We start from the raw sequence: 25,213 nt of genomic DNA on the forward strand, positions 1-25,213 counted from the left end.
AAATCATTTTAACTTACCCTTCGAACAAGTTCAAATTGCAGAACAGTACAAAATCGAAAACGCCTGTTTTTCGACGAAACGGCCAAACTTTCCATAATCAAAAAAGAAAAAGCTACCTCTTTAAAGGCAGCTTTATTCAAAACAAGAGATTAATTAATTTGGGCCCTAATATGACAACACCAATAATTACGGACATGGTTGCATATACAAGCACCGCAGCAGCAGCGAGATCCTTTGCCTGCTTCGCTAGTGGTTCAATTTCTTGGGTAGCAATATCCACCGCACGTTCAAGAGCTGAGTTTACGAGCTCAAGTGATAACACTCCAAATATAGAGATGATAATAAACAGCCATTCGGTTTTATCGATATTTAAGATAATCGAAAGTAGACATACAATAATGGCACAGACGATATGAATCTGGAAGTTTTTTTCTACTTTTAATGCATGTATAATCCCTTGGATTGCATATTTAAAGGCACAGAAAATCCGTACAAGTGAAAATCTCTCTTTATCTTTCAAGGCCGTAACCTTCAAGAAGTTCATTTTGTCTCTTAAACATCTTTTTTTCATCTTCTTCCTCGATATGATCATATCCGAGTAAGTGTAGAAACCCATGGATCGTTAAAAAACCAAGCTCTCGTGAAAAGGAATGCCCATAATCATTTGCTTGTTCTTGTGCTTTTTCAAAAGAAATGATAATGTCACCAAGCATTCGAGGCATCTCGGCTCCTTTAATTTCCGGTTCATCTTCCCCTAGTTCTTCCATTGCAAAGGAAATGACGTCTGTAGCATAATCCTTTCCACGGTATTCTTTATTTATTTTTTGTATTTCGTCATTTGACACAATCATTACTGATAGCTCAGTACCATTCTCAATATGCTCTTCTTCTGCTGCATAGTTCAATAACTTTTCAATCAGTTCAATATCAGTTTCGGACAATTGTTTCGTTTCGTCTATTAAATCAATTTGTAGTGCCATTGCCAATCACCTTCTGTTGTTTTAAATCAGGGTACTCTATTCGCGAGTGAAATATTCCATTTAAAGTTTCGCAAAATCTTTCTTTTACTAGTTCAATTTCTTTTAAAGTTAGATCACATTCATTAAACTGACCATCTAGGATTTTATCTTGTGCTATATGATGAACAAGTGAGCGAATTTCTCCTGGAGTGGGGTTAGCCATTGAGCGAACAGCGGCTTCTACACTATCTGCTAGACTAATTACAGCTGCTTCCCGCGTTTGTGGTCTAGGTCCCGGATAACGATAGTCACTCTCAGGTGTATCTTCATTCAATTTTTTTGCTTTAAAATAAAAATATTTAAGCAAACTTGTTCCATGGTGCTGCTCGGCAATATCAACAATTTCTTTTGGTAATTTATGCTTTCGTAATTCTTTTGCACCATCTACCGCATGAGCAATTATAATATCTTTGCTAGTTTCAGCTGGCAGACGATCGTGCGGATTCTCTATATTGATTTGATTCTCAATAAAAAAAGGCGGTCGTTTTGTCTTCCCTACATCGTGATAATAACAGCCCACTCTAGCTAATAAACCATTTGCACCAATTGCTTCACAAGCAGATTCCGCCAAGTTAGCAACCATTACACTATGATGATAAGTTCCAGGTGTTTCCGTTAAAAGCTTTTTCAACAATGGATGATTTGGATTGGACAACTCGATTAGCCTCATCGTCGATAATATTCCAAATCCTGCTTCAAAAAAAGGCAGTAGTCCAATAGTAAGCACGGACGATAAAATACCAGATACAACTGAAAACAGTCCAAAATAAACATATTCTGTAATAGTGAACTGTCCACCTCCGATTAATAATAGGAAAGAGATGAGTAGAAGATTAACACACGACACTAGTAACCCAGCTTGTAAAATATGGCTTCTTTCATTTCTGGCAGATACAAATAAAACTCCAGCCATGCCACTAAATAATATATATACAGCTACTTCAATATCTATTGTATCCGATATACCGTCATGAAAAACAATGCTGCCACATGCAGCCAAAATGATTGTCATGATAAGAGCCAATCTTTCATTAATCATGGTCTTAATTAGCATTGGCGCCATAGCTGCAGGGAAAATATAGGCGATTTTATTTAAATTATCATTTTCCATTAAACCGATTATTTTCATTATGATAACGGAACAAATAAAAATCAAACTGGATAGTAATAAATAATTTTGTTTTTTCTCTTCGGAAGTGGTCAAACTTGAAAAATAAATATAGATTGAGCCAATTGTCATCAAAACAAAAATCCCTAACCCAATGATTGGCTTCCTTGTTGGGTTGCTTTTCAACAATCCGAGCATTTCCAACTGTCTGTATGTCTCTCTATCAATTAAATGCCCTTCCTGGACAATGATCTGACCTTGCAAAATTTTTACTGGTTCAACGTCATCCTTTGCTTGTTTTTTTCTTTCTTCTGTTAGCAAAGGGTCGTACAAATCATTTGGAACAATCGCATACTTGCCTAACTCAGTAGCAGCTAATTTCATTTCATCCGGGAGCGCCGATGCTTTAATGTGGTCAGCTACTGCTTTCTTAGCTGCTTCAGTTCCATCCTCACGAATTTTTTCATTCATGATAGATTCAACATTTCGAATAACAATATCGCGGCTTCTTTGCAATTCTGCGATATCTGCTTGCAACAATGTAATAAAAATTGGATCTGATATTGTATTGGTAATGTCTTCTGAAACATTTTCAGTAAGCCGTGTTTTAAGCTGCTTTAACCTTGTTTCCAACGATATGGCAGCTGCTTCCTCTTTTTTTATTTCTGAAGAGTTCTCTTCCACTACTTTATTAGATTCATTATTAGTATCCTTCACAAAATCAAAAATGGAAGAAATCAAAGATACTCGATTTTGTGCTATTTCTTTTTTAAAAACATAAACCTTATCGACTTGTTCAGCAGCGTTTTCCCGTGCTTCAGCCGTTTTAATTTCATCCTCAACTGTCTTTGGAGATCGGATTGTTTTATCCGCTACAGAAAAAAGTTCAATATCATACGTTTCCGGCTTCACATTGTGATATAGAATCGTAAAAAGTAATAATCCAAGGATGCAGTAAATTAGAGTTGTAAATACTTTATAGCTTAGGAACGTTCGGATTTTTCTAATATATGCTTGAAAGTCCATAAAATCCCCCATACCCGTAATTGCTGACTAATTTCAGCATTATATTAAAATAATAACAGTTTTATAGTGCGAAAACACTCGAATTTTGTAAATGCTATAAGAAATCATCATTCCTTTATACATAAGACGAAATAAATTAAAAAAAGTTCCTAAGAACAAGAGCGCTAAAAGTTGGACGGTAAAAAACTTTGTTCAAAAATATATATCAACATTATCTGAAAAGGAAAAAACCCCGTTTTTAAGCGACGGGGTTTAAAAAAGTATTAACTAGGCAAGGAATCATGTCCCTCAAAAGCTTCAATAATGCGTCCGACGAGTGGATGTCTAACCACATCACTTTGACTAAGGTGAATAAAAGAAATTCCCTGAACTCCATTTAAGATGATTTCTGCTGCCATTAGTCCAGACTTGGAGCCTTTAGGCAAGTCCACTTGGGTAGAGTCCCCCGTGATGACCATTTTAGATCCAAAGCCAAGTCTCGTTAAAAACATTTTCATTTGTGCTTGAGTTGTATTTTGAGCTTCATCCAATATAACGAAAGCATCGTCTAATGTTCTGCCTCTCATATAGGCAAGTGGTGCAATCTCAATTGTTTCCCGATCAATTAACCTTTGAGTATGTTCTGCACCTAAAACATCATGCAGTGAATCATAAAGAGGTCGCAAGTATGGGTCTACTTTTTCTTTTAAATCACCAGGTAAAAATCCTAGGCTTTCTCCCGCTTCAATGGCAGGACGTGTAAGTATTATTTTGTTTACTTTATTATTTTTTAATGCATTCACAGCCATTACAACAGCTAAATACGTTTTTCCTGTTCCAGCAGGGCCAATACCAAATACGAGATCCTGCTTACGGATAGCATCAATATACTGGCGCTGTCCCAATGTTTTTACACGTATTGCTTTTCCCTTAGTATTGCGGGCTATTTCCTCTTCAAATAGTTCCGAGAAATATTCTATTCTGTTTTGTTTAGCCATTTTTGAGGCATAGGATACATCTCTCTCTCCAATATGAATGCCTCTTCGAATAACAGTAAGAAGCTGCTTAATTGTTTCGGCTGCCATTTCAGCTGCTGCAGTTTCTCCTGATAAATTTAATGTTTCTCCTCTTGTCACGATTGTTACATTAAATTGATCCTCGAGTATTTTTAAATTAATATCTGCATTTCCAAATAAAACAACAGCTTCATCTGGGTTTTTTATTTCAATTTTCACTGTAGTTATTTCTGCTGACATTCGCTAGTCTCCTTGAATGATTGGTCTTTCCTCTGCTATATTTTCAATCACTTGAAAATTAATCGATAATTTAACTTTACCATTGTCAACTTCCTGTTGCAAAATATATTCCCTATCCACTCTTGCATCAGCAGGTATATTATTCTCTACATCCCTTCTGGCTAATTCGATAGCGGCTGCCATCGCTTCATCTTTTGTCAAGGAACGTGGCATTTTTTCATTTTCCCTTATTGTTCTTTCGGAATATTTTATCGGAAGCTTCCATCCTAAAAAAAACAAATCGTGATCGATTGTTTCTATCTCATATTGTTTAAAATTTATACGTTTAAAACCCCAAAAAGGTATAGAAATCTTACCTGCTCCTATATAGTGTCTTCTAATCTCTTCACCACTATAAACTTGAAAATGGGATTTTAAAGGAAATTCAACTTTCGTATTATACCAAGTAATTCCCCAAACTTCCCCAGTCGCTGATACAAGCTTTGGTTTATCATCACTTCCAATCACACCTGATACGAGAACTTGTCCTTTTTCTACATATTGATTAATTTTCACTAAAGGTTTACCTTTTTCAACAAACAAATCGGCAATTACTGCTTTTTTCTTAGCCACTATATTGCTGGGACTTTTTAGTTCAGGTTTTTTAGGTTCATTTTTTTGTACAACATTGAAATGGAAGGTTGTCCCTTTTAACTCTACACCAACCCAAGTAATATTATCGATTCGATCGGTTAACTTTTGCTGAATAACATCAGGCTTATCGTTTAACATATGAAAGGTACCAACTCTAATACCAAGCTGTGTCAATTCTTTTCTAATTTTATGCTCCGTTTCAGGATCAGCACCTTTAATTTCTATTCCCCAAGTAACATTAGATAACATAAAAGCAATGAGGAAAAATAATACAATTCCTACAAGGAAACCACTATTCCTCTGCGTCCTTTTCAATATAAACGGCAAACCTTCACCGCGAATAAAAGATATAGAACAGTCCGCTTTGCGAGCAGCATTTCGAAATTTAGGCAAATCTGGAAGAGCGATAAAAAATAGAACATCTCCAGATTTCTGTTTTTTCACTTTCCACATAATAAGGCCGGATTGAGCGAGTCGATTTATCAAACGCTCAATCCCTTTCCCTTCCGCTTTAACTAATACTCTTCCAGTAATAAACGTTAGCCACTGATTCTTCAACAACGCCACTCCTATTCATCTAGATAATGAACCTCTTCTATTTTTCCTTCGAGCAATAGTTCATCAGGCAAAATAGTCTTGATGACGAATGAATGTCCTTTTATAAGCAGTTGCCCTTGTTTTAGCAATAGCCGCAATTCCTTATCTGTAAAAACAAGAAGTCCTTTATGATTTTCAATATAAATGTGTAATTGACCTACAATCGTTACTCTTGGCAAGTCCATGACAACGTCTGGAGGAAGTTCCATTTTGAATGCCATCCATTTTCGTAAGCTGTTAGTCCATTTCTTGGCCATAAAAAAGAACCCCCTTTCCTCTCATATGTATGAGAGAAAAGGGGGTTTCATTCTTCTGTTATGAACGTTTTGCCCTGTCGTAAGGCCTTAAGGCGCGTGGAGAACCCAGCACCTCTGACATGACTATCCCTTTAAGAATATCATTGGCTTGAAATTGGAATTCAGGGATCTGTTCATGTTTTATTTCTTGGTCAGACTGTTTAATTACTTTTACTCTTGCACGGTGTTTTTCCTCTTCTGCTTTTAACTCTTCCATTTTTTTCATTAGTTCTTCTTGTTTCTTATTAACACTTGGTTGAGCCTTGTTTATAAAAATATCCGCAGCCTCTTGCAAGTTTCGAGCTTTCGTAAGTTCAGGAAAAACTTCTTGTATTGGCTTAACTGTATCTTCAGCATCCTCATTGTAGGTTTGTATTGGCCTTGCAATTGGAGGCGGCATTCGATGTTCACGCTGTTGCTGTTCGTTGGCGCGGCCTTTGCGCTTAAAAATAAAACTGAGTGCTGCAATTAATAGAAATAATAAAATTTGTTCCAAAGGAGTTACCCCCTTTCAATTCGCGATACATTATTCTGGTTTATTTCGATCAACAGGTTTTGTCATTTTTCCAATGGAATCGCGCATATCTGTATCAGCACCGATATTTTTCATTGAAAAATAATCCATAACTCCTAGGTTCCCTGATTTTAATGCCTCAGCCATTGCTTGTGGCACTTCAGCTTCAGCCTCAACAACCTTCGCTCTCATTTCTTCAACGCGAGCCTTCATCTCTTGCTCATTTGCTACCGCCATTGCTCTTCTTTCTTCCGCTTTCGCTTGTGCAATTTTCTTATCAGCTTCCGCTTGGTCAGTTTGTAGCTGAGCTCCAATATTTTTACCGATATCAACGTCAGCAATGTCAATCGATAGAATCTCAAAGGCAGTACCAGAATCTAACCCTTTTGATAAAACTGTGCGTGAAATCATATCAGGATTTTCAAGGACCTTTTTATGATTATCACTGGAACCAATTGTAGAGACGACACCTTCACCTACACGTGCGATGACAGTATCCTCACCTGCACCCCCAACGAGGCGTTCGATGTTGGCACGTACTGTTATACGAGCTTTTGCCTTCACTTCAATACCATCCATCGCTACACCAGCAATAAATGGCGTTTCAATAACTTTTGGATTAACACTCATTTGTACAGCCTCTAACACGTTACGACCAGCAAGATCTATCGCTGCAGCACGTTCGAAAGTCAATTCGATATTGGCACGTTGTGCGGCAATTAACGCATTGACAACCCTGTCAACATTTCCTCCTGCAAGATAATGGCTTTCAAGCTGGTTTGTACCTACATTAATTCCTGCTTTATGGGCTTTAATTAATGGGTTTACGACTCTTCCAGGTATAACCCTTCTTAATCTCATCCCGATTAATGTAAAAATCCCAATTTTTACTCCTGCCGCAAGGGCGGAAATCCACAGTCCGATTGGTACAAATGTAAATAATACCGATAGGACAATGATTCCAATAATGATTGCTACGATTACAAAAATTAATTCTGGACCTAATGGCATAGTATTACCCCCTATATAAAATAAAGTCTACTGAATTTCTCTTACTACGATGCGTGAGCCTTCTACTTTCACGACTTTCACTTTTGTATTATTTTCAATAAAACTGCCTTCAGCAACTACATCAAGACGTTCATCATCCACTTTAACTGTGCCTGAAGGTCTTAAAGGTGTAACCGTAACTCCTTCACGCCCAATCAATTCAAGACGATTTACGTTTGATACGTAGCCACTTTCCGTGTTTGTCGAATCAGTTAGGATAAGCTTCTTAAATATATTCATCCGTTTACCAAACACCTTTAACATTATGATAATAGCTAAAATAGATAAAAATAAAGCAATTACGATGGAAATGGCCATGTGCAAGAGATTTCCACCAGCCAAGATGATACTGCCGATTACAGCCACTGTTCCTAGCAGCCCGGCGATTCCACCCGCCAGGAAAAACTCAGCTGCTATCAAGATAATACCAAGGACAAATAAAATGATGGATTCATAACCAGCAAGTCCTGCAACATAATGTCCAAAGAAAAATAGCAGCAATGCACTTAAACCCATTCCCCCCGGCAATCCAAAGCCAGGTGAATATAATTCAAGCACAAGTCCCAAACTAGCTATTGATAGAAGGATGGGAACAACAACAGGGTGCGTAATAAATCTAGCGATTTTTTCCGCAAAAGTCAATTTCACTGTGTGAACATTAGCATCTTTAAAACCTAGTTCTGAGAGAAGTGCATCTAAATTTTTTACGGTTCCTTCTGAGTAACGGACTTGTATAGCTTGTTCAGCAGTAAGTGTTAATAGCTTTCCATTTTCTTTTAATTTCGGTAGGTCTATACTTTTAGTCACCATCGCTTTTGCAATTTCAGGATCACGTCCATGATCTTCGGCCACACCAGCCATTGCAGCTAGCCACATACTCTCCGCTTTTTCTCCCGCGGTATTACCAGACCCGTCAATAGGAGCAGATGCTCCCATAGTAGCAGTTGGTGTCATGTAAATTTCATCTGAGTGAAACGCAATATATGCACCTGCAGAAATTGCTAAAGGATTCACAAATGCTACAGTATTAGTTTTCGTATTGGAAATTAAATTTCCTATTTTAAGAGCAGCGTCCACACTTCCTCCAAGAGTATCCATATCAAAAATAATCAATTCTGCATTATTTTCTTCTGCTGTATTAATTGCTCTGTTCAAATACGCATATAATCCTTGCTCTACTGTTTCATTAATTGGTATGACGTATACGTTCGCTCCTTTGCCATCTGCTTGTGCCGGTAATACAGATAATACTAGTCCTGCCAGCATACAGATAGCAATCAACACTCTCCTCATCAAATCCCCCCTTCCGAAGCGCTCATAACAGTAATACGAATAAAATCAGATAAAGATTCACAAATATTTGGGTTCCTCTTATTATTATACCTGAAAAAAGTAAAAAAGCCGACAAGCATTATGCTTATCGACTTTCTTTCATTGTTTATTACGATAAATACCGCCCAACTAGCTTGCTAACGAGTGATCCGTCTGCCTTTCCTTTTACTTTCGGCATCAAAATACCCATTACTTTGCCCATATCAGCTTTCGAAGCTGCACCTGTTTCAGAAATTGCCTCTTTCACAAGTACTTCCACTTCCTCTTCTGATAGTTGCGGTGGCATATATTTTTCCACAAAACCAAGTTCGTTTTGAACTTTATCAGCAAGATCGTCACGATCCGCTTTTTGAAATTCATGGAGGGAGTCTTTGCGTTGCTTTACTTCGCGAGAAAGGACTGTCAATTCTTCTTCTTCCGATAATTGTTGTTTGCCAAGCTTAATGGATTCATTTTGCAAGGCTGCTTTAAGCATTCGGATGACGGAGAGTTTTTCTTTTTCTTTATTCTTCATCGCTTGTTTCATATCTTCGTTTAAACGCTCAAGAAGACCCATATTTACACCCTCTTTAGAACTTGCGCTTTCTGGCAGCTTCTGATTTTTTCTTACGTCTTACGCTTGGCTTTTCATAAAATTCGCGCTTTCTGTATTCTTGTAAAGTCCCTGTTTTAGAAACTGTACGTTTGAAGCGGCGAAGAGCATCTTCAAGCGATTCGTTTTTACGAACTACTGTTTTTGACATCTCTCTTTCCCTCCCTCCGAACATAGCAATAACATGTTCATACACGGAAATCCATGTACTTTGCAATTATAATATAAGGCTTTTGACAGGTCAACAATCTTATTACTAAAAGGTAGTTACAAGCCTTTAAGCATGTCTAAAAAACTGCGTCATATATTTATTTGAGAGGTGAAGGACATGCTTTATATTCTTTTATTTATTATTCTAGCTGGTTGCTTTTTACTCGGAATGACGATGTTGAGGATTGGTCTTTTCAATTTATCCGGAAGTACCATGGAAAAATGGCTTCAAAAAATGACAAGAACGCCTTTTTTGGGGTTTCTTGCAGGTATTGGAATGACAGCAGTCCTTCAAAGCAGCTCGGCAGTCACGGTCATCGCTGTTGGACTTGTATCTGCTCGTATCCTCACTTTTCCACAAACAATCGGAATTATATTAGGTACTAATATTGGCACTACGGTAACTTTGGAATTTTTCACTTTTGATTTATCCAAAGTCATTGTGCCTCTCCTATTGATCGGATCTGTTTTACAATTTTTTAAAAATGTAAAAATAAAAAGCAGCAGCTTTATTTTACTTGGAATTGGCATTATTTTTACATCAATGAATGGATTTGAATGGCTATCTGGCCCACTTGCAGACATCGAATACATAGATAACTTAATATATGTTATGAAGGATCATTCTGTTATTTCTTTTCTTACAGGAACATTACTTACTGCAATTATACAATCGAGTACCGTCATAACTGGGATAGCCATGAGCTTCTTATCGGTTGGAACATTTCCGCTCGAAACGGGCATTGCTATAATGATAGGGGCAAATATCGGTACTTGTGCAACTGCCTTATTTGCATCTATCGGAGCAGGTCGAGAAGCAAGACAGACAGCGTTTGCCCATATATGGCTAAATGTTGGAGGCGCCATTCTATTTTTCCCCTTCATTTCATTATTAGCGGATTTGAGCCGTCTTCTTGCTATCGATCCTAATACTCAACTTGCACATGCTAGCGTTATTTATAATGTTGTCTGCTCACTTATTGTACTGCCTTTTGCTAAGGAATTTGGACTTTTTATTATTAAACTTCATGGTGGAAAAAAGTAGAATTAATAACTTGCATCTCCAGATAACCCTTTTACAATGGCAACTCCTGAGCTTGCTCCAATTCTAGTGGCACCAGCCTGAATCATGCCTTTAACATCCTCGATTGAACGGACACCGCCCGATGCTTTTACGCCAAGGTCGGGGCCTACAGCCTTTCTCATAAGTTCTATATCTTTTATCGAGGCACCTCCTGTTGAAAAGCCGGTAGAAGTTTTAACAAAATCAGCTCCTGCCTCTTTAGCAATTTTACATGCTTTTTCCTTTTCCTGATCTGTTAATAGGGAGGTTTCAATTATTACTTTAACTAATGCTTTTCCTTTCGCGGCTGCACAAACTGCTGCAATATCCCTTTCTACTAGCTCATAATTTTCATCTTTTAGAGCACCTATATTAATAACCATATCGATCTCAGTTGCTCCATTTTCGATTGCATTTTTCGTTTCAAATGCTTTTGTCTCAGGAGTAGTGGCACCTAAAGGGAATCCAATTACCGTACATACTTTAACATCCGTTGCTTTTAGTAAGCTTGAAACGTATTGCACCCATGTCGGATTTACACAAACAGAGGCAAAATGGTAATTTTTTGCTTCTTCACATAATGTAGTAATACTTTCTTTTGTTGCATCGGCCTTTAATAACGTATGATCAATATATCTTGCAATATTATCTAACATGTTTTAACAGGCTCCTTTACTTGGAAGTTGATATTTTTATTTATATTAACATTAATAAAGGCTATCCCAAAATGATACGGGATAACCTTCAATAAAAAAGTTAATTTACGCTTAATGTATAGTCTATTTTCCTACTAAATCGCCATTGAATTTTCTTCGGATATATCGTCCATTACACGTACGAACTGACCCTCATTATAAGGGTAGCCAGCTTTTGTAATTTTAACTTTTACGAGCTTTCCAACCATATCTTCTGAAGCTGGGAAAACTACTTTCAAATAGTTGTCTGTATATCCTTCGTACAGCCCACTCTCTGGGTTTTCTTTATACGGTTCTTCAGGAATGACTTCTAATACTTCATTTTCAAATTGTGAGGCGTATTCTTTTGCTAGCTGGTCAGACAATGTAATTAATCGATGTACTCGATCGTTTTTAATGTTTTCATCAATTTGATCTGGCATTCTAGCTGCAGGAGTACCTGTACGTTTTGAATAAGGGAAAACATGTAATTCCGAGAATTTATGTTCTTTGATGAAATTATATGTTTCCATAAATTCTTCTTCTGTTTCTCCTGGGAACCCTACGATAACATCTGATGTGATCGCGAGTCCTGGAAGTGCTTTTTTCAACAATTCCAACCTCTCTGCAAAAAATTCCATTGTGTATTTCCTGCGCATTCTTTTCAAAACGGTATTTGAACCAGACTGAAGCGGGATATGCAAATGTCTAACGACTAATTTTGATTTATCAATTACATCAATTACTTCATCTGTTAATTGACTTGCTTCAATTGAAGAAATTCGAATTCGTTTTAACCCTCTAACTTGAGACTCCAAATCGCGTAGTAATGCAGCAAGATTATAATCTTTCATATCTTCCCCATAACCACCCGTATGGATTCCAGTTAAAACAATCTCTTTATATCCCGCGTCAACGAGCTGCTGAGCTTGGCGAATGACCTCTTTCGGATCACGCGAGCGCATTAAACCGCGAGCCCAAGGAATAATACAGAAAGTACAAAAATTATTGCAGCCTTCTTGTATTTTTAATGAAGCACGTGTGCGATCAGTAAAAGCTGGAACATCCAGTTCTTCATAAACACGATTTTTCATAATATTACCGACGCCGTTAATCGGCTGACGTTCTTCTTTGTACTGTTCTATATAATCAAGCATTTTAACACGGTCTTGAGTTCCTACTACGACGTCAACTCCAGGTATCGCCATAATTTCTGCTGGAGAAGTTTGAGCATAACAGCCAGTTACACATATAACAGCATCAGGGTTTTGCCTAATAGCACGGCGAATTACTTGACGGCTTTTTTTATCACCTGTATTTGTTACCGTACAAGTATTGATAACATAAACGTCGGCATTGCTCTCAAAATCAACGCGTTCATAACCTTGTTTCTTAAATAATTGCCATATTGCTTCGGTTTCATAATGGTTTACTTTACAGCCCAGTGTATGAAATGCAACAAGAGACATAATTATCACCTCATTAATTCAAATTGATAGGAAATAGCGGTTAATGCATAAAGTGGCGCGGTTTCTGTTCGTAAGATTCTAGGTCCAAGACCGCATATTTCAAAACCATGTGATGTAAGTTGATCTTTTTCTGGAACTGTAATACCACCTTCTGGACCAAAGACAATTAATATTTTATCTTTAGGCTTAACAGACTGAAGGATTCTTACTAAATTGCTATTCTCGCCTTCTTTTGCCGCCTCCTCATATGCCACGATTTTCCAATCAAACTGATGACTGTATTGGATCATCTCGTTTAATGTATGTGGTCTATGGACAACAGGCAATAGCTGACGATGCGCTTGTTCGGCCGCTTCCTTTGCAATCTTATTCCATCTTTCCAGCTTTTTTGACTCTTTTTTACTCTCCCATTTTACTACTGAGCGAGTTGCAATAAAAGGGATAAATTCTGATGCTCCTAATTCTGTCCCCTTTTGGATGATCCATTCTAATTTATCCCCTTTTGGCAGACCGCTCGCTATTGCTATAAAAATAGGGAGTTCCTTATCTACGTTTTCAAAATCGATGATATCCGCCTCTAAAAACGAATCCAATATTTGGCTGATTTTTACTGTTGCAGCTTTTCCATCTTTGAAAACAACCCAAAACATATCATCTTCTTTCATCCTCATTACTCTGGAGATATGATGAAAATCATCACCGGATATGCTTATTGATTTTTGATCGTTATAAGTTTCATTTAAAAAATAGCGTTGCACCTTGACACCTCATCATAGACGCTTTGCGATGAAAGCAACCCAATCTTCCATTACTAATGTTTCCTCAATATCAAAACCAGCGGAAAGGATCGCCTCTTTTACTTCTTGTTTTTTTGGATGAATGATACCAGATGTAATGAAATAGCCACCCTGTTTAACAATGGATGCAGCATCGTTTGTAAGACGAATAATGATATCAGCTAATATATTTGCTACAACAATGTCAGTTTTACTCTCTATGCCTTCAAGCAAGTTTCCTTTTCGAACTTCAATACGATCGGAAACATGATTTATTTCTATATTTTGCCTTGCGGATTCTACTGCTACTTCATCTAAGTCCAAAGCTAAAACATGCTTTGCTCCTAATAATGCCGCAGCAATACTGAGAACTCCCGATCCTGTTCCTACATCAATGACATTTTGACCATTTTGGACAGTCTTCTCCAATGCTTGAATACACATGACAGTAGTAGGGTGGGTTCCCGTGCCAAAAGCCATTCCAGGATCAAGCTCAATAATTAGCTCATCACTTTTTACTCGATTATATTCTTCCCATGTTGGTACAATAGTAAATGTTTCAGATATTTTCACTGGATGGTAATATTTTTTCCAGGCGGATGCCCAGTCCTCTTCCTTTACTTCTGTTGTCGTCACTTGATTCATGCCAATATCAATATCAAATTTTATAAGATCATTGATTTCTTGTTTGATTGAATCGACGGTTTCACTAATAAAGCTATTAACTGGTAAATAAGCTTTGATGATGACTCCTTCCTCTGGGTAGTCTTCAGGATTTAAATCATAAATTTCTCCAAACCAATCTTCTCTCTCCTTCGTTAATTCAGCTGGATCTTCAATCACGACACCGCTAGCTCCAGCTTCATGGAGGATGTTGGAAATAGGCTCGATTGCTTCATTGGTCGTATGGATACTAATTTCGCTCCACTTCATTAAAAACCGCTCCAATCCAATTCAATTCATCAACTTTTAAAAGCGCGTTTTACCTTATCAAAGAAACTCTCATGCTGCTCGTCAAGAGTATCTCCACTCGTATCTGCAAAATCACGAAGCAATTGCTTTTGCTGCTCAGTAAGCTTCGTAGGAGTTATAACTTTTACTTGGATATGCTGGTCCCCTGTTCCATATCCTCTCACATTATGGACACCTTTTCCACGAAGTCGGAATCTTGTACCTGTTTGTGTTCCAGCTGGAATCTTCAGTTTTACTTTTCCATATAAAGTCGGAACCTCTATTTCATCACCAAGTGCTGCTTGTGCAAACGTAATTGGCATTTCACAATAAATATCATCGCCTTCACGCTCAAAAAATTCATGAGGCATAACATGGAATACTACATATAAATCCCCAGGAGGTCCTCCATTAATTCCAGGTTCTCCTTCACCCGAAACCCGCATTTGCTGACCGTCATCAATGCCTTGAGGGATTTTAACGTTAATTTTCCTACGTTTTTTGACCTTGCCGTCACCTCCGCAAGTACGGCATTTCTCTTTAATCAATTTACCCGTTCCATTACAATGATTACATACTCTACGATTAACGATTCGACCGAATGGAGTATTTTGTTCTACATTAAGCTGACCACTTCCATGACAATGAGGACATGATTCTGGTGTCGTACCTGGTTTTGCTCCACTTCCATTACATGTATCACATGTTTCTTCTCTTGGTATTTCGATAATTGTCTCTTTCCCAAACACAGCCTCTTCAAAGGTTAACGTCATCGTATATTGAAGATCTGAACCTTGTCTTGGCGCATTAGGATCCCTACGTCCGCCGCCGCCAAAGAAAGTATTGAAAATGTCTTCAAATCCGCCAAATCCCCCAAAATCGGCACCACCGAATCCACCACCGCCAAAGCCTTGTGGACCTTCGTGGCCAAATTGATCATATTGTGCACGTTTTTGGTCATCATTTAATACTTCATACGCTTCTGTTATTTCTTTAAACTTCTCATCCGCTCCCGCTTCTTTATTAATATCCGGATGATATTGTTTCGATAATCGTCTATACGCTTTTTTGATTTCGTCTTTTGTGGCGCTTTTCGATACTCCGAGCACCTCATAATAATCTCTTTTACTCATAAAAACACACTCCCGCGTCCTTTTCACATAAAGTATATTTTATCACAAATCGTATAGTGATTAAAAGTGAAGAATAATAATGACAGCTTATACGGAAAGGAAAAGCCAAAGCCGTTTAGATTGGCTTTGGCTTTTCCTACCACGATTATTTATTATCGTCATCTTTTACTTCTTCAAATTCAGCATCAACAATATTGTCGTCACCGCTAGCATTTGGGTCACCATCGGCTCCTTGTTGTGCCTGAGCTTGTTTTGCCGCTTCTTCATATAGTTTCATTGAAAGATTTTGAACGATTTCTTGTAGAGCGTCTTTCTTTTGACGGATTTCGTCTAAGTCGTTTTTATCAACAGCAGCTTTTAAAGCATCTTTTGCTTCTTCTGCTTTTTTCACTTCACCAGCATCTACTTTACCTTCGAGATCTTTCAAAGTCTTTTCAGTTGTAAAAATCAGTTGGTCAGCGTCATTTCGAAGTTCTACTTCTTCTTTACGCTGTTTATCAGCTTCAGCATTTTCTTCTGCTTCGCGAACCATACGATCTACTTCATCCTCAGAAAGACCGGAAGAAGATTTAATTGTAATATTTTGCTCTTTTCCTGTTCCTAAATCTTTTGCACTAACATTCACAATTCCGTTTTTATCGATATCGAATTTAACCTCGATTTGTGGAATTCCACGTGGAGCAGGTGGAATATCAGATAATTGGAAACGACCTAGCGTTTTATTATCTGCAGCCATCGGGCGTTCTCCTTGAAGCACGTGAATATCTACTGCTGTTTGATTGTCAGCAGCTGTTGAGAACACTTGTGCTTTAGATGTTGGAATAGTAGTATTTCTATCAATCAATTTCGTAAATACTCCACCCATTGTTTCAATTCCAAGTGAAAGTGGAGTTACGTCTAGAAGAACGACATCTTTAACATCTCCAGTCAGCACTCCACCTTGAATAGCTGCACCCATTGCTACCACTTCATCAGGGTTAACTCCACGATGAGGGTCTTTGCCCGTTTCTTTACGGATTGCTTCTTGAACGGCAGGAATTCTTGTAGATCCACCGACAAGAATAACTTTATCGATATCTGCAGCAGACTTACCAGCATCTTTTAATGCTTGTCGAGTTGGGCCCATTGTTCTTTCAACTAAATTAGCAGTTAATTCGTCAAATTTCGCACGTGTTAAATTGATTTCCAAATGGAGCGGACCAGCTTCACCAGCTGTAATAAATGGAAGTGAAATTTGAGTTGACGATACTCCAGAAAGATCCTTTTTCGCTTTTTCAGCTGCATCTTTCAAACGTTGCAATGCCATCTTATCTTTTGAAAGATCGATTCCGTTTTCTTTGCGGAATTCTTGAACAAGATAATCAATGATAACTTCGTCAAAATCATCACCGCCAAGACGGTTATCACCTGCTGTAGCCAACACTTCAAAAACGCCGTCTCCTAGTTCCATAATGGAAACATCGAATGTTCCACCACCAAGGTCATAAACTAAGATTGTTTGGTCTTCGTCCGTTTTATCAAGACCATAGGCAAGTGCAGCAGCAGTCGGTTCGTTAATGATTCTTTCTACTTCCAAACCAGCAATTGTCCCAGCGTCTTTTGTTGCTTGACGTTCAGCATCGTTAAAATAAGCTGGTACTGTAATAACGGCTTTTTCCACTTTTTCTCCAAGATAATCTTCCGCATATGACTTTAAATATTGGAGAATAGCAGCAGAAAGCTCTTGAGGAGTATATTCTTTTCCTTCGATTTCTTGTTTATATTGTGTTCCCATATGACGTTTAATCGACATAACTGTATTTGGATTCGTGATAGCCTGACGCTTCGCTACTTCACCAACTTGTCGTTCACCATTTTTAAATGCGATAACGGATGGTGTTGTACGATTTCCCTCGGGATTTGGGATTACCTTTGGTTCTCCACCTTCTAGTACCGCAACACATGAGTTTGTCGTACCTAAGTCTATACCTATGATTTTACTCATATTTCTTACCTCCCAAAATATGTAGACTATTGATTAACTTTTACCATTGAAGGTCTAATGACGCGGTCTTTAAGCTTATAGCCTTTTTGAAATTCTTCTACTACAATATTTGAGCCAAATTCTGGATCATCTGTTTGCATAACTGCTTGATGATAATTCGGATCAAATTCCTGACCTACCGCTTCAATTTGTTCAGCACCTTCATCTTTTAAAACATCGATAATGCTTCGATAAACCATTCGTACACCTTCAAGCAAGGCTTTCGATTGTTCATCATTCGGTTCAATTTGCAAAGCTCTTTCGAAATTATCGATTGCTGGAAGCAGGTTTGTAATTAAACTTTGAGATCTATATTTTTCGCTCGACTCCTTTTCAAGCTGGGAGCGTCTGCGGAAATTTTCAAAATCAGCATACAAACGCAAGTATCGATTTTCAGATTCATCCAATTTTTTCTCAAGCTCTGAAATCTTTATAGCAGATTCATCCACAACGTTCTCTTCTTTAAAAGAATCCTCTTTATCTTCATTTGATTCCGCTTGTCCAACATCTGCAGTATCATTTCCAACTACTGTTTCTTCTTTAAAAGAAGTGTTCGTTTCAGTTTCCTCTACCGCGCCATTTGTTTGCTCTTTTAATTGTTCAGTTTCTTTTGTTTGATTTTCCATAACAACTTCACCTCCTTAAAATTATTTCTTTATTGATGGTACAGTTTTGTTAATGCGATACTCAAATCCTTACTCAAAAAATCTAATAAACTAATGACACGTGAATATTCCATTCTAGTTGGACCCAATATAGCGATCGTTCCAACATCTTCCTCGCCTATAGAATAGGTAGCAGTAATGAGGCTGCAATCTTCCATTTTCGTATTCTCATTTTCCTTACCGATCTTAACATGAATTCCACGTGGTGTATGTTTGAACAATTCGTAAATTCCCTGTTCTTGTTCAATCATATCCATAATAGAGCGGATTTTTTCAATGTCTTTAAACTCAGGCTGATTGAGCATATTGGTTTTTCCGCCAAAAAATAATCGATCTGATTGAGGCAAGTCAACAGTAGATATTATTGAATTAAGCAATATATCATATTGTTGGATATTTCTTTGCAAGAGTGCTGCCACTTCTTTATAGATTGTTTCCCTAAGATCGGCAATAGAAACACCCATTAATTTATCATTTAATATGTTCACAAGCTTTTCAATCTCTTCAGGAGCCATATTTTCCGGAAGCGTGAAAATACGATTTTCTACATGCCCAGTGTCAGTGATGATGATTGCGACTGCCGTTTCCTTATTTAACGGAACGATTTGCAACTTTTTCAATTTATTTTCTTTAACTGCAGGTCCAAGTAATATCGCTGTATAATTTGTTAATTCCGATAGGATTTTAGCAGATTTTTGTGCGATATTCTCCAATTCAAATATTCGTTCTGCAAAAATAGAATGGAGTTTTTGAATATCATTTGCATGTAGAACCTGAGGAGCAAGCAAATGATCTACATAATAACGATACCCTTTCTCAGAAGGAACTCTTCCGGAAGAAGTATGAGTTTTTTCTATAAATCCCCATTCTTCCAAATCGGCCATCTCATTTCGAATGGTGGCAGAACTAAGAGGAATATTTATTTTTTTGGAAAGACTGCGAGAGCCGACAGGTTGTGCAGATCGAATAAAATCATCAATGATCACTTGAAGTATGAGAAGCTGACGATCTGTTAGCAACATTTATCACCTCTGTTAGCACTCTGTTCTGATGAGTGCTAAATCTATAATAAAAGTATCAAAATGCTCTGGTGATGTCAACGATTTTACACATACACAATCAGAGAAGAAATGCTTGAAAAACCTCGTTTCCCAATAACTTACCCCTATTAGTCAAATATAAAAAATCATTATTCATTGTTAATAGCCCACGATTCATCATTTCATGAATAGGTTCTTTAAAAACATCCATCATATTTTCATTATATTTTTGGTGAAAATGACTTAATTGTACTCCTTTAATCTTCCTCAACCCAAGGAACATTTCCTCTTCCATTTTTTCTTTTTTTGTAATTTTATTTTGATCAAAAATAGGTCTCTTTCCTTCGCTGATCGGCTGCATATATTTTTTTAAGGGGCCAGCGTTGGAATACCTAATGTCATTTATATAACCGTGTGCTCCTGCACCAAACCCAAAATACTCCTCGTTATTCCAATAGACCAAATTATGTTTACTTTCATATCCAGGCTTCGAAAAGTTGCTGATTTCATATTGGTTCAACCCACTTGTCTCCATTTGTGACATTAACATTTTATACATTTCGGCTTCTACATCTTCGCTCGGAAGAATTAATTTACCTTTTCTCATTAAATTATAGAAAACCGTTTTCGGCTCAACAATTAATGAATAACTTGAATAATGTGGTAATTGGAGATCGAGCGCTTCTTTTAATGTGGCTTCAAAATCATCGATCGTTTGTCCTGGCAATGCGTAAATCAAATCGATGCTTAAATTGGTAAAACCACATTGCATGGCTTTCTCCAATGAGGAATATACATCCTCCACCCTATGAGTTCGACCAATTTTAGCAAGAAGTTCATTATTGAAGGATTGGACGCCAAAGCTAATTCTATTAACTCCATATTCAGCTAATATTTTTAATTTATCTATAGATAAATCCCCTGGATTGGCTTCAAATGTAAACTCCCCTTCAGTAAACGGCAAATATTTCCTAATACCTTTACAAAGAGTTTCTAGTTGTTGTTCGTTAAGAGAAGTAGGAGTTCCGCCGCCTACAAAAATAGTATCTAAGTTTTGAGTGGGAGTTTCATTAAGGACGATTTCGAATTCTTTTATAAGTGACTGTACGTATTCATCTACTGGCTGTCCCTTTAAAAACACTTTATTAAAATCACAATAATGGCAAATATGCTCACAAAATGGAATATGGATATATGCTGACTTCATTTTTATCACACCTTAACTATGGTCAAGAACAAAAGCGCAAGCGCCTGTTTAGCGACGTACAGGCCCGCATGATGCGGGTCCGTCGACATTGCCACAGGACGTGGCGATTTTAGTCGACGTTCCTCCTTAGGGTTCTGACGAGATAAAGGAAACACAGTGAGCCTAAAGGCGAGCTGATGTTGACTTATCGTAGGAAGAAACCGTAAGTTTGCTAGTCGCTAGGCGCTGGAGCTAGACGGGAACTACTTTCTTAAAAGTTATCCACAAAGTTCTAATCTTTATTTTCCTAAGCGAAAACGAAAGGGAAGTGTGGTATGAGTAATCTCATACTTTACCTTCCCTAAACTAACGTTATTATTTTGACTTTCCTTGGTCATCTCTTTTTAACACGGCCATAAACGCTTCTTGTGGAACTTCAACGGAGCCAACTTGCTTCATCCGTTTCTTTCCTTCTTTTTGTTTTTCTAATAATTTTCGCTTCCTGGAAATATCGCCGCCGTAACATTTAGCCAAAACGTTTTTACCCATTGATTTAATTGTGGAGCGGGCGACTATTTTTTGCCCGATGGCTGCCTGGACTGGAACTTCAAATTGCTGTCTTGGGATAAGTTCTTTTAACTTTTCTACAATCACTTTTCCTCTGTCATAAGCGAAATCGTGATGGACAATGAAGCTAAGGGCATCGACTTTTTCCCCATTTAATAAAATATCCATCTTCACTAATTTTGAAGGTTGATATCCGATCATTTCATAATCAAATGAAGCATAGCCCTTCGTATTTGATTTTAATTGATCGAAGAAATCATACACAATTTCGGAAAGAGGAATTTCATATATGACACTTACCCTAATGTCATCTAAGTATTGCATGTCGACAAAATGTCCACGCTTTTGTTGAGATAATTCCATGACCGCCCCGACATAATCATTCGGTACCATCATAGACGCTTTTACATACGGTTCTTCCACATGATCAATTTTTTGCGGATCTGGCATATTAGATGGATTATCCACACTTAATACTGTTCCATCCGTCATATATACTTTATAAATTACGCTTGGTGCGGTCGTAATTAAATCGATATTGAATTCTCTTTCAATCCGCTCTTGGATTATTTCCATATGAAGCAGCCCTAAAAATCCACAGCGAAATCCAAATCCAAGCGCTTGAGAAGATTCAGGTTCATATTGAAGCGAAGAATCATTCAACTCTAGCTTTTCAAGCGCCTCTCTTAGATCATTGAACTTAGCTGAATCGATAGGATAAAGACCACAAAACACCATTGGGTTTAACTTACGATACCCTGGCAGCGGTTGATTAGCGGGATTTTTTACACTCGTAATCGTATCCCCAACTCGTGTGTCCCCTACATTTTTTATCGATGCTGTTAAAAATCCTACATCTCCTACCGTGAGTTCCTCCACGAGCATCGGCTTCGGAGCATGAACTCCGACTTCCAGTACTTCAAATTCCTTACCGGTAGCCATCATCCGTATTTTGTCGCCAGCTTTTACTGTACCTTCCATTACACGAATATACGTAATGACGCCGCGATAGGGGTCATATAAGGAATCAAATATGAGAGCTTTTAACGGTCCTTCGGAGTCTCCAGAAGGTGCCGGCACTTTTTCCACAATCTGTTCCAAAATGTCTTCTATTCCAATACCTGCTTTTGCAGATGCCAATACAGCTTCAGAGGCATCTAGACCTATCACATCTTCAATTTCTTTCCTAACTCTTTCGGGGTCAGCCGCAGGTAAATCAATTTTATTGATTACAGGTAAAATTTCCAAATTATTATCAAGAGCCAAATAGACGTTTGCTAATGTTTGCGCCTCAATACCTTGAGCGGCATCGACGACTAAAATTGCTCCTTCACATGCGGCGAGACTTCTAGATACTTCATATGTGAAATCGACGTGACCAGGTGTATCTATAAGATGGAATGTATAATCCTCGCCATTTTTAGCGCGATATTTTATTTGGACAGCATTTAATTTTATCGTAATACCGCGTTCTCTCTCTAAGTCCATGGAATCTAGCAGCTGATTTTTCATTTCTCTAGATGTGAGAGCTTTCGTTTGTTCAAGAATACGATCGGCCAAAGTAGATTTACCATGGTCGATATGAGCTATTATTGAAAAGTTACGGATTTTCTCTTGTCTCTTTTTTCTTTCTTCTATGTTCATCGTGTTCACTCCTGTTAATCGACGCAAGTATGCTAGCGTAAATTATAACAGCAGTACAATCAATGAGCAAATAAAATTAAAAGCGCAAGCGACTTGTTGATCGACATACAGGCACGCCAGTTGCGGGTCCGTCGACAAACACATAAGGACGTAACGGTTTTAGTCGACGTTCCTCTTTTGACCTTCGACTGAGATAAAGGAAACACGATGAGCCTAATACGGAGACTCGTTGTTTAATTACTCAATAGAGAAGGACAGGAAATTTGCTAGTCGCTAGACGCAATATAATTAGAAAGGCTACCTATGATTATAAGTAGCCCGCCCTTTATATCATTCGTATTGATAAGATTTTAGCTATAGACGTTCCAATCTACATAGCGAACACAAAGCTTTATAATAAGCTCGAAATGAAATCAAATATTTTTTGGGCAATAGTTGTTACAATATTTGCTAGGGATTTACCAACTTCCGAAAAAAAATTATAAGCTTTTACTTCTTCAAGTTTCTCTTTTTTCTCTTCAAGATTGAAAGTCGGAAGATCTCTGCCCATAAAGTTTGTTTCTACTTCTCCTGCTTCATTTTGATGGATATTTACTGGTGTTTGGAATGAATCATCTGTATAACCTTTCATATTAAGCATTCCTTCATTGGCTTTGTTCATGCCAATCATAACGCCTATAAACAAAACGCCAAAAAGTAAAAGGCATTTAACTAAAAAGTTTCTCATCATTCCAACACCTCCTCTATCATTTTCTCTAGTAAATGTTATGACTAGGAACGAAATGATAGAACTACATTTTATCTAGTTTTGAAACCTGCATCCGTTTGATCCACTGCAGAATGAAGTCCGGCATTTAGACCTGATGCTAAAAGATTTGCCATATCTTCAATAAATACATCAACTTCTTTTGGGGTAACCATCAAATTATGGCCGAGTGGGGACAATACTTCATGAATGAGTCTTCTTTTTTCATCTTCTTCAAGCGTTCCGACCATCCCTAAAAATGTTTGTCTTTGTCTCTCTTCCGGCAAATCTTCTTCACTTAGCTTTCTTTTTTCTCCAAATGTTAAGCCTGCGGGAGCAAGAGATCTTGACGGTCTAGAAGACTCCTTTATCTCCTTTCCAAAATGCTTAAGTAAAAAATCAATCGTATCACTCGTAATGGTAACGGCATCTACTACAGTAGGAACTCCAATCGAAATGACTGGCACCCCTAATGTTTCCTTACTCAATTCCTTGCGTTTATTTCCAACACCTGAACCAGGGTGAATGCCAGTATCTGAAATTTGAATGGTTGAATTAACTCTTTCGATTGAACGAGATGCGAGAGCGTCAATTGCTATAATAAAATCAGGCTTCGATTTTTCTGCAACCCCAAAAATAATGTCACTTGTTTCAATTCCTGTCAGTCCCATGACACCTGGTGCAATGGCGCTTACAGGTCGATATCCTTTTTCAACTTGATGGGATTCAAGCTCAAATAAATGCCTTGTAATAATAAGATGTTCACAAACTTGAGGCCCTAGAGCATCAGGGGTAACATTCCAATTTCCTAATCCAACGACTAAGCAACTCGCGGATTTAGGAATATTCATCATATCTAAAAATCCACTGAATTCTTTCGCAAACGTTTCTCCTACTTGTTGTTGCAATACTGAATCCTGCGACCTAATTCCTTGAACTTCAATCGTTAAGTAATGTCCCGCTTTTTTTCCTAGCTTTTCTTCACCCTCAGGAGTAATAGTGGCTAAAGATATTTTTATATCGCCTTCCATTCTTTCCTTAATCAAGACCCCATTTATTTCCTTCTGTTCTACTTTATCTTTCTTTTTACCGGTCAATTGGGCTAAAGCCATTTCAAATGCTTCTTTTGCCAAATCGGTTCTTACAGAATAACGGCTTAAATCAATCTCATTATTTTTCATTCATTTGACCTCCTAAAAGGAAACTTTATTTCCCATCCTTTCCTTTCAAACCATTTTTCATTCAGAAGTATTGCATTCCTATTATTCGTTTGATAAAATATCTCTTGTTCTTATTGTTATGAATAACGGTATATTAGTGAAAGTCGAGCGAGATACAACCTCGATCATTGTCAGGAGGTGAATGGAATGCCAAACATTAAATCTGCTATTAAACGAGTAAACATCAACGAAGCAAAAAATGCTCAAAATTCCGCTGCTAAATCAGCAATGCGTACTGCAGTTAAAAAATTCGAATCAGCTGTTGAGCTAAACGAAGAAAATGCTAAAGATCTTTTTACGAATGCCGTAAAGCATCTTGATAAAGCTGCAACTAAAGGCTTGATCCATAAAAACACAGCTAATCGCCAAAAAGCACGTCTAGCTAAAAAATTAAGCAAAATGGCTTAATCAATTTAAAAGCTAAAATTCAAAACGCCCCTTATTA

The 25,213-nt window shown here is 37.6% G+C and carries 25 protein-coding genes; 2 read left to right on the forward strand and 23 right to left on the reverse strand.

What is annotated here, in order from left to right:
• Positions 1–136: 136 nt before the first annotated feature.
• From KHA97_RS06485 to rpsU, 11 genes are all read right to left on the reverse strand, one after another.
• Positions 137–520 carry a diacylglycerol kinase gene (locus tag KHA97_RS06485; RefSeq protein WP_233713317.1) on the reverse strand — a complete coding sequence of 128 codons (384 nt, stop codon included), beginning with the start codon at positions 518–520 and terminating at the stop codon, positions 137–139.
• Positions 510–980, reverse strand: coding sequence for an rRNA maturation RNase YbeY (gene ybeY / locus KHA97_RS06490; protein ID WP_213123882.1), 471 nt, complete (start codon positions 978–980; stop codon positions 510–512). The genes KHA97_RS06485 and ybeY overlap by 11 nt, the downstream gene beginning before the upstream one ends.
• Positions 964–3,153 carry an HD family phosphohydrolase gene (locus KHA97_RS06495; protein ID WP_213123883.1) on the reverse strand — a complete coding sequence of 730 codons (2,190 nt, stop codon included), beginning with the start codon at positions 3,151–3,153 and terminating at the stop codon, positions 964–966. The genes ybeY and KHA97_RS06495 overlap by 17 nt, the downstream gene beginning before the upstream one ends.
• Before the next feature lie 263 nt (positions 3,154–3,416).
• Positions 3,417–4,388 carry a PhoH family protein gene (locus KHA97_RS06500; RefSeq protein ID WP_213123884.1) on the reverse strand — a complete coding sequence of 324 codons (972 nt, stop codon included), beginning with the start codon at positions 4,386–4,388 and terminating at the stop codon, positions 3,417–3,419.
• Positions 4,389–4,391: 3 nt separating this feature from the next.
• On the reverse strand, positions 4,392–5,588 hold the full coding sequence (gene yqfD / locus KHA97_RS06505) for a sporulation protein YqfD (protein WP_325167416.1): 1,197 nt from the start codon (positions 5,586–5,588) through the stop codon (positions 4,392–4,394).
• Positions 5,589–5,590: 2 nt separating this feature from the next.
• Positions 5,591–5,875: a sporulation protein YqfC gene (gene yqfC, locus KHA97_RS06510; RefSeq protein ID WP_213123886.1), complete on the reverse strand. Its 285-nt coding sequence runs from the start codon at positions 5,873–5,875 to the stop codon at positions 5,591–5,593.
• A 58-nt stretch (positions 5,876–5,933) separates the two neighbouring features.
• Positions 5,934–6,410 (reverse strand): hypothetical protein, encoded by a 477-nt coding sequence (locus tag KHA97_RS06515; RefSeq protein WP_213123887.1) that lies wholly within the window; start codon positions 6,408–6,410, stop codon positions 5,934–5,936.
• A gap of 30 nt (positions 6,411–6,440) precedes the next feature.
• A complete protein-coding gene (gene floA / locus KHA97_RS06520; RefSeq protein WP_213123888.1) occupies positions 6,441–7,439 on the reverse strand; it encodes a flotillin-like protein FloA in 999 nt (332 codons plus the stop codon).
• A gap of 27 nt (positions 7,440–7,466) precedes the next feature.
• Complete coding sequence (locus tag KHA97_RS06525; protein ID WP_213123889.1) at positions 7,467–8,771, reverse strand: NfeD family protein; 1,305 nt, start codon at positions 8,769–8,771, stop codon at positions 7,467–7,469.
• Positions 8,772–8,919: 148 nt separating this feature from the next.
• Positions 8,920–9,366, reverse strand: coding sequence for a GatB/YqeY domain-containing protein (locus KHA97_RS06530; protein ID WP_213123890.1), 447 nt, complete (start codon positions 9,364–9,366; stop codon positions 8,920–8,922).
• A 13-nt stretch (positions 9,367–9,379) separates the two neighbouring features.
• Positions 9,380–9,553: a 30S ribosomal protein S21 gene (gene rpsU, locus KHA97_RS06535; RefSeq protein ID WP_057983047.1), complete on the reverse strand. Its 174-nt coding sequence runs from the start codon at positions 9,551–9,553 to the stop codon at positions 9,380–9,382.
• A 177-nt stretch (positions 9,554–9,730) separates the two neighbouring features.
• Between rpsU and KHA97_RS06540 the strand changes: the two genes are divergently transcribed.
• Positions 9,731–10,657 carry a Na/Pi symporter gene (locus KHA97_RS06540; RefSeq protein WP_213123891.1) on the forward strand — a complete coding sequence of 309 codons (927 nt, stop codon included), beginning with the start codon at positions 9,731–9,733 and terminating at the stop codon, positions 10,655–10,657.
• 2 nt (positions 10,658–10,659) lie between these two features.
• On the opposite strand, the gene deoC is transcribed toward KHA97_RS06540, so the two are convergent.
• From deoC to gpr, 12 genes are all read right to left on the reverse strand, one after another.
• Positions 10,660–11,331, reverse strand: a complete 672-nt coding sequence (gene deoC, locus KHA97_RS06545) for a deoxyribose-phosphate aldolase (RefSeq protein ID WP_213123892.1) — start codon at positions 11,329–11,331, stop codon at positions 10,660–10,662.
• Positions 11,332–11,465: 134 nt separating this feature from the next.
• Positions 11,466–12,818 (reverse strand): tRNA (N(6)-L-threonylcarbamoyladenosine(37)-C(2))-methylthiotransferase MtaB, encoded by a 1,353-nt coding sequence (mtaB, locus tag KHA97_RS06550; RefSeq protein WP_213123893.1) that lies wholly within the window; start codon positions 12,816–12,818, stop codon positions 11,466–11,468.
• 5 nt (positions 12,819–12,823) lie between these two features.
• A complete protein-coding gene (locus KHA97_RS06555; protein ID WP_213123894.1) occupies positions 12,824–13,576 on the reverse strand; it encodes a 16S rRNA (uracil(1498)-N(3))-methyltransferase in 753 nt (250 codons plus the stop codon).
• Positions 13,577–13,588: 12 nt separating this feature from the next.
• Entirely contained in the window at positions 13,589–14,527 is a 939-nt protein-coding gene (gene prmA, locus KHA97_RS06560; RefSeq protein ID WP_213123895.1) for a 50S ribosomal protein L11 methyltransferase, read from the reverse strand.
• A gap of 29 nt (positions 14,528–14,556) precedes the next feature.
• Positions 14,557–15,678, reverse strand: a complete 1,122-nt coding sequence (gene dnaJ, locus KHA97_RS06565; RefSeq protein ID WP_213123896.1) for a molecular chaperone DnaJ — start codon at positions 15,676–15,678, stop codon at positions 14,557–14,559.
• A 145-nt stretch (positions 15,679–15,823) separates the two neighbouring features.
• Entirely contained in the window at positions 15,824–17,662 is a 1,839-nt protein-coding gene (dnaK, locus tag KHA97_RS06570) for a molecular chaperone DnaK (protein ID WP_213123897.1), read from the reverse strand.
• A 26-nt stretch (positions 17,663–17,688) separates the two neighbouring features.
• On the reverse strand, positions 17,689–18,327 hold the full coding sequence (gene grpE / locus KHA97_RS06575) for a nucleotide exchange factor GrpE (RefSeq protein ID WP_213123898.1): 639 nt from the start codon (positions 18,325–18,327) through the stop codon (positions 17,689–17,691).
• Positions 18,328–18,356: 29 nt separating this feature from the next.
• A complete protein-coding gene (gene hrcA / locus KHA97_RS06580; protein ID WP_213124335.1) occupies positions 18,357–19,385 on the reverse strand; it encodes a heat-inducible transcriptional repressor HrcA in 1,029 nt (342 codons plus the stop codon).
• A gap of 100 nt (positions 19,386–19,485) precedes the next feature.
• Positions 19,486–20,613, reverse strand: coding sequence for a radical SAM family heme chaperone HemW (hemW, locus tag KHA97_RS06585; RefSeq protein ID WP_213123899.1), 1,128 nt, complete (start codon positions 20,611–20,613; stop codon positions 19,486–19,488).
• Between the two features lie 354 nt (positions 20,614–20,967).
• On the reverse strand, positions 20,968–22,803 hold the full coding sequence (lepA, locus tag KHA97_RS06590) for a translation elongation factor 4 (protein WP_213123900.1): 1,836 nt from the start codon (positions 22,801–22,803) through the stop codon (positions 20,968–20,970).
• A 391-nt stretch (positions 22,804–23,194) separates the two neighbouring features.
• Positions 23,195–23,533 (reverse strand): DUF3679 domain-containing protein, encoded by a 339-nt coding sequence (locus KHA97_RS06595; protein WP_213123901.1) that lies wholly within the window; start codon positions 23,531–23,533, stop codon positions 23,195–23,197.
• Between the two features lie 68 nt (positions 23,534–23,601).
• Complete coding sequence (gene gpr, locus KHA97_RS06600; protein ID WP_213123902.1) at positions 23,602–24,729, reverse strand: GPR endopeptidase; 1,128 nt, start codon at positions 24,727–24,729, stop codon at positions 23,602–23,604.
• Positions 24,730–24,915: 186 nt separating this feature from the next.
• Here gpr and rpsT point away from each other — a divergent pair, with 186 nt between their 5' ends.
• Complete coding sequence (gene rpsT / locus KHA97_RS06605) at positions 24,916–25,176, forward strand: 30S ribosomal protein S20 (RefSeq protein WP_213123903.1); 261 nt, start codon at positions 24,916–24,918, stop codon at positions 25,174–25,176.
• The last annotated feature ends 37 nt before the right edge of the window (positions 25,177–25,213 follow it).

The sequence above is a fragment of the Lederbergia citri genome (genome assembly GCF_018343625.1).
Classification (GTDB): Bacteria; Bacillota; Bacilli; order Bacillales; family Bacillaceae_C; genus Lederbergia; species Lederbergia citri.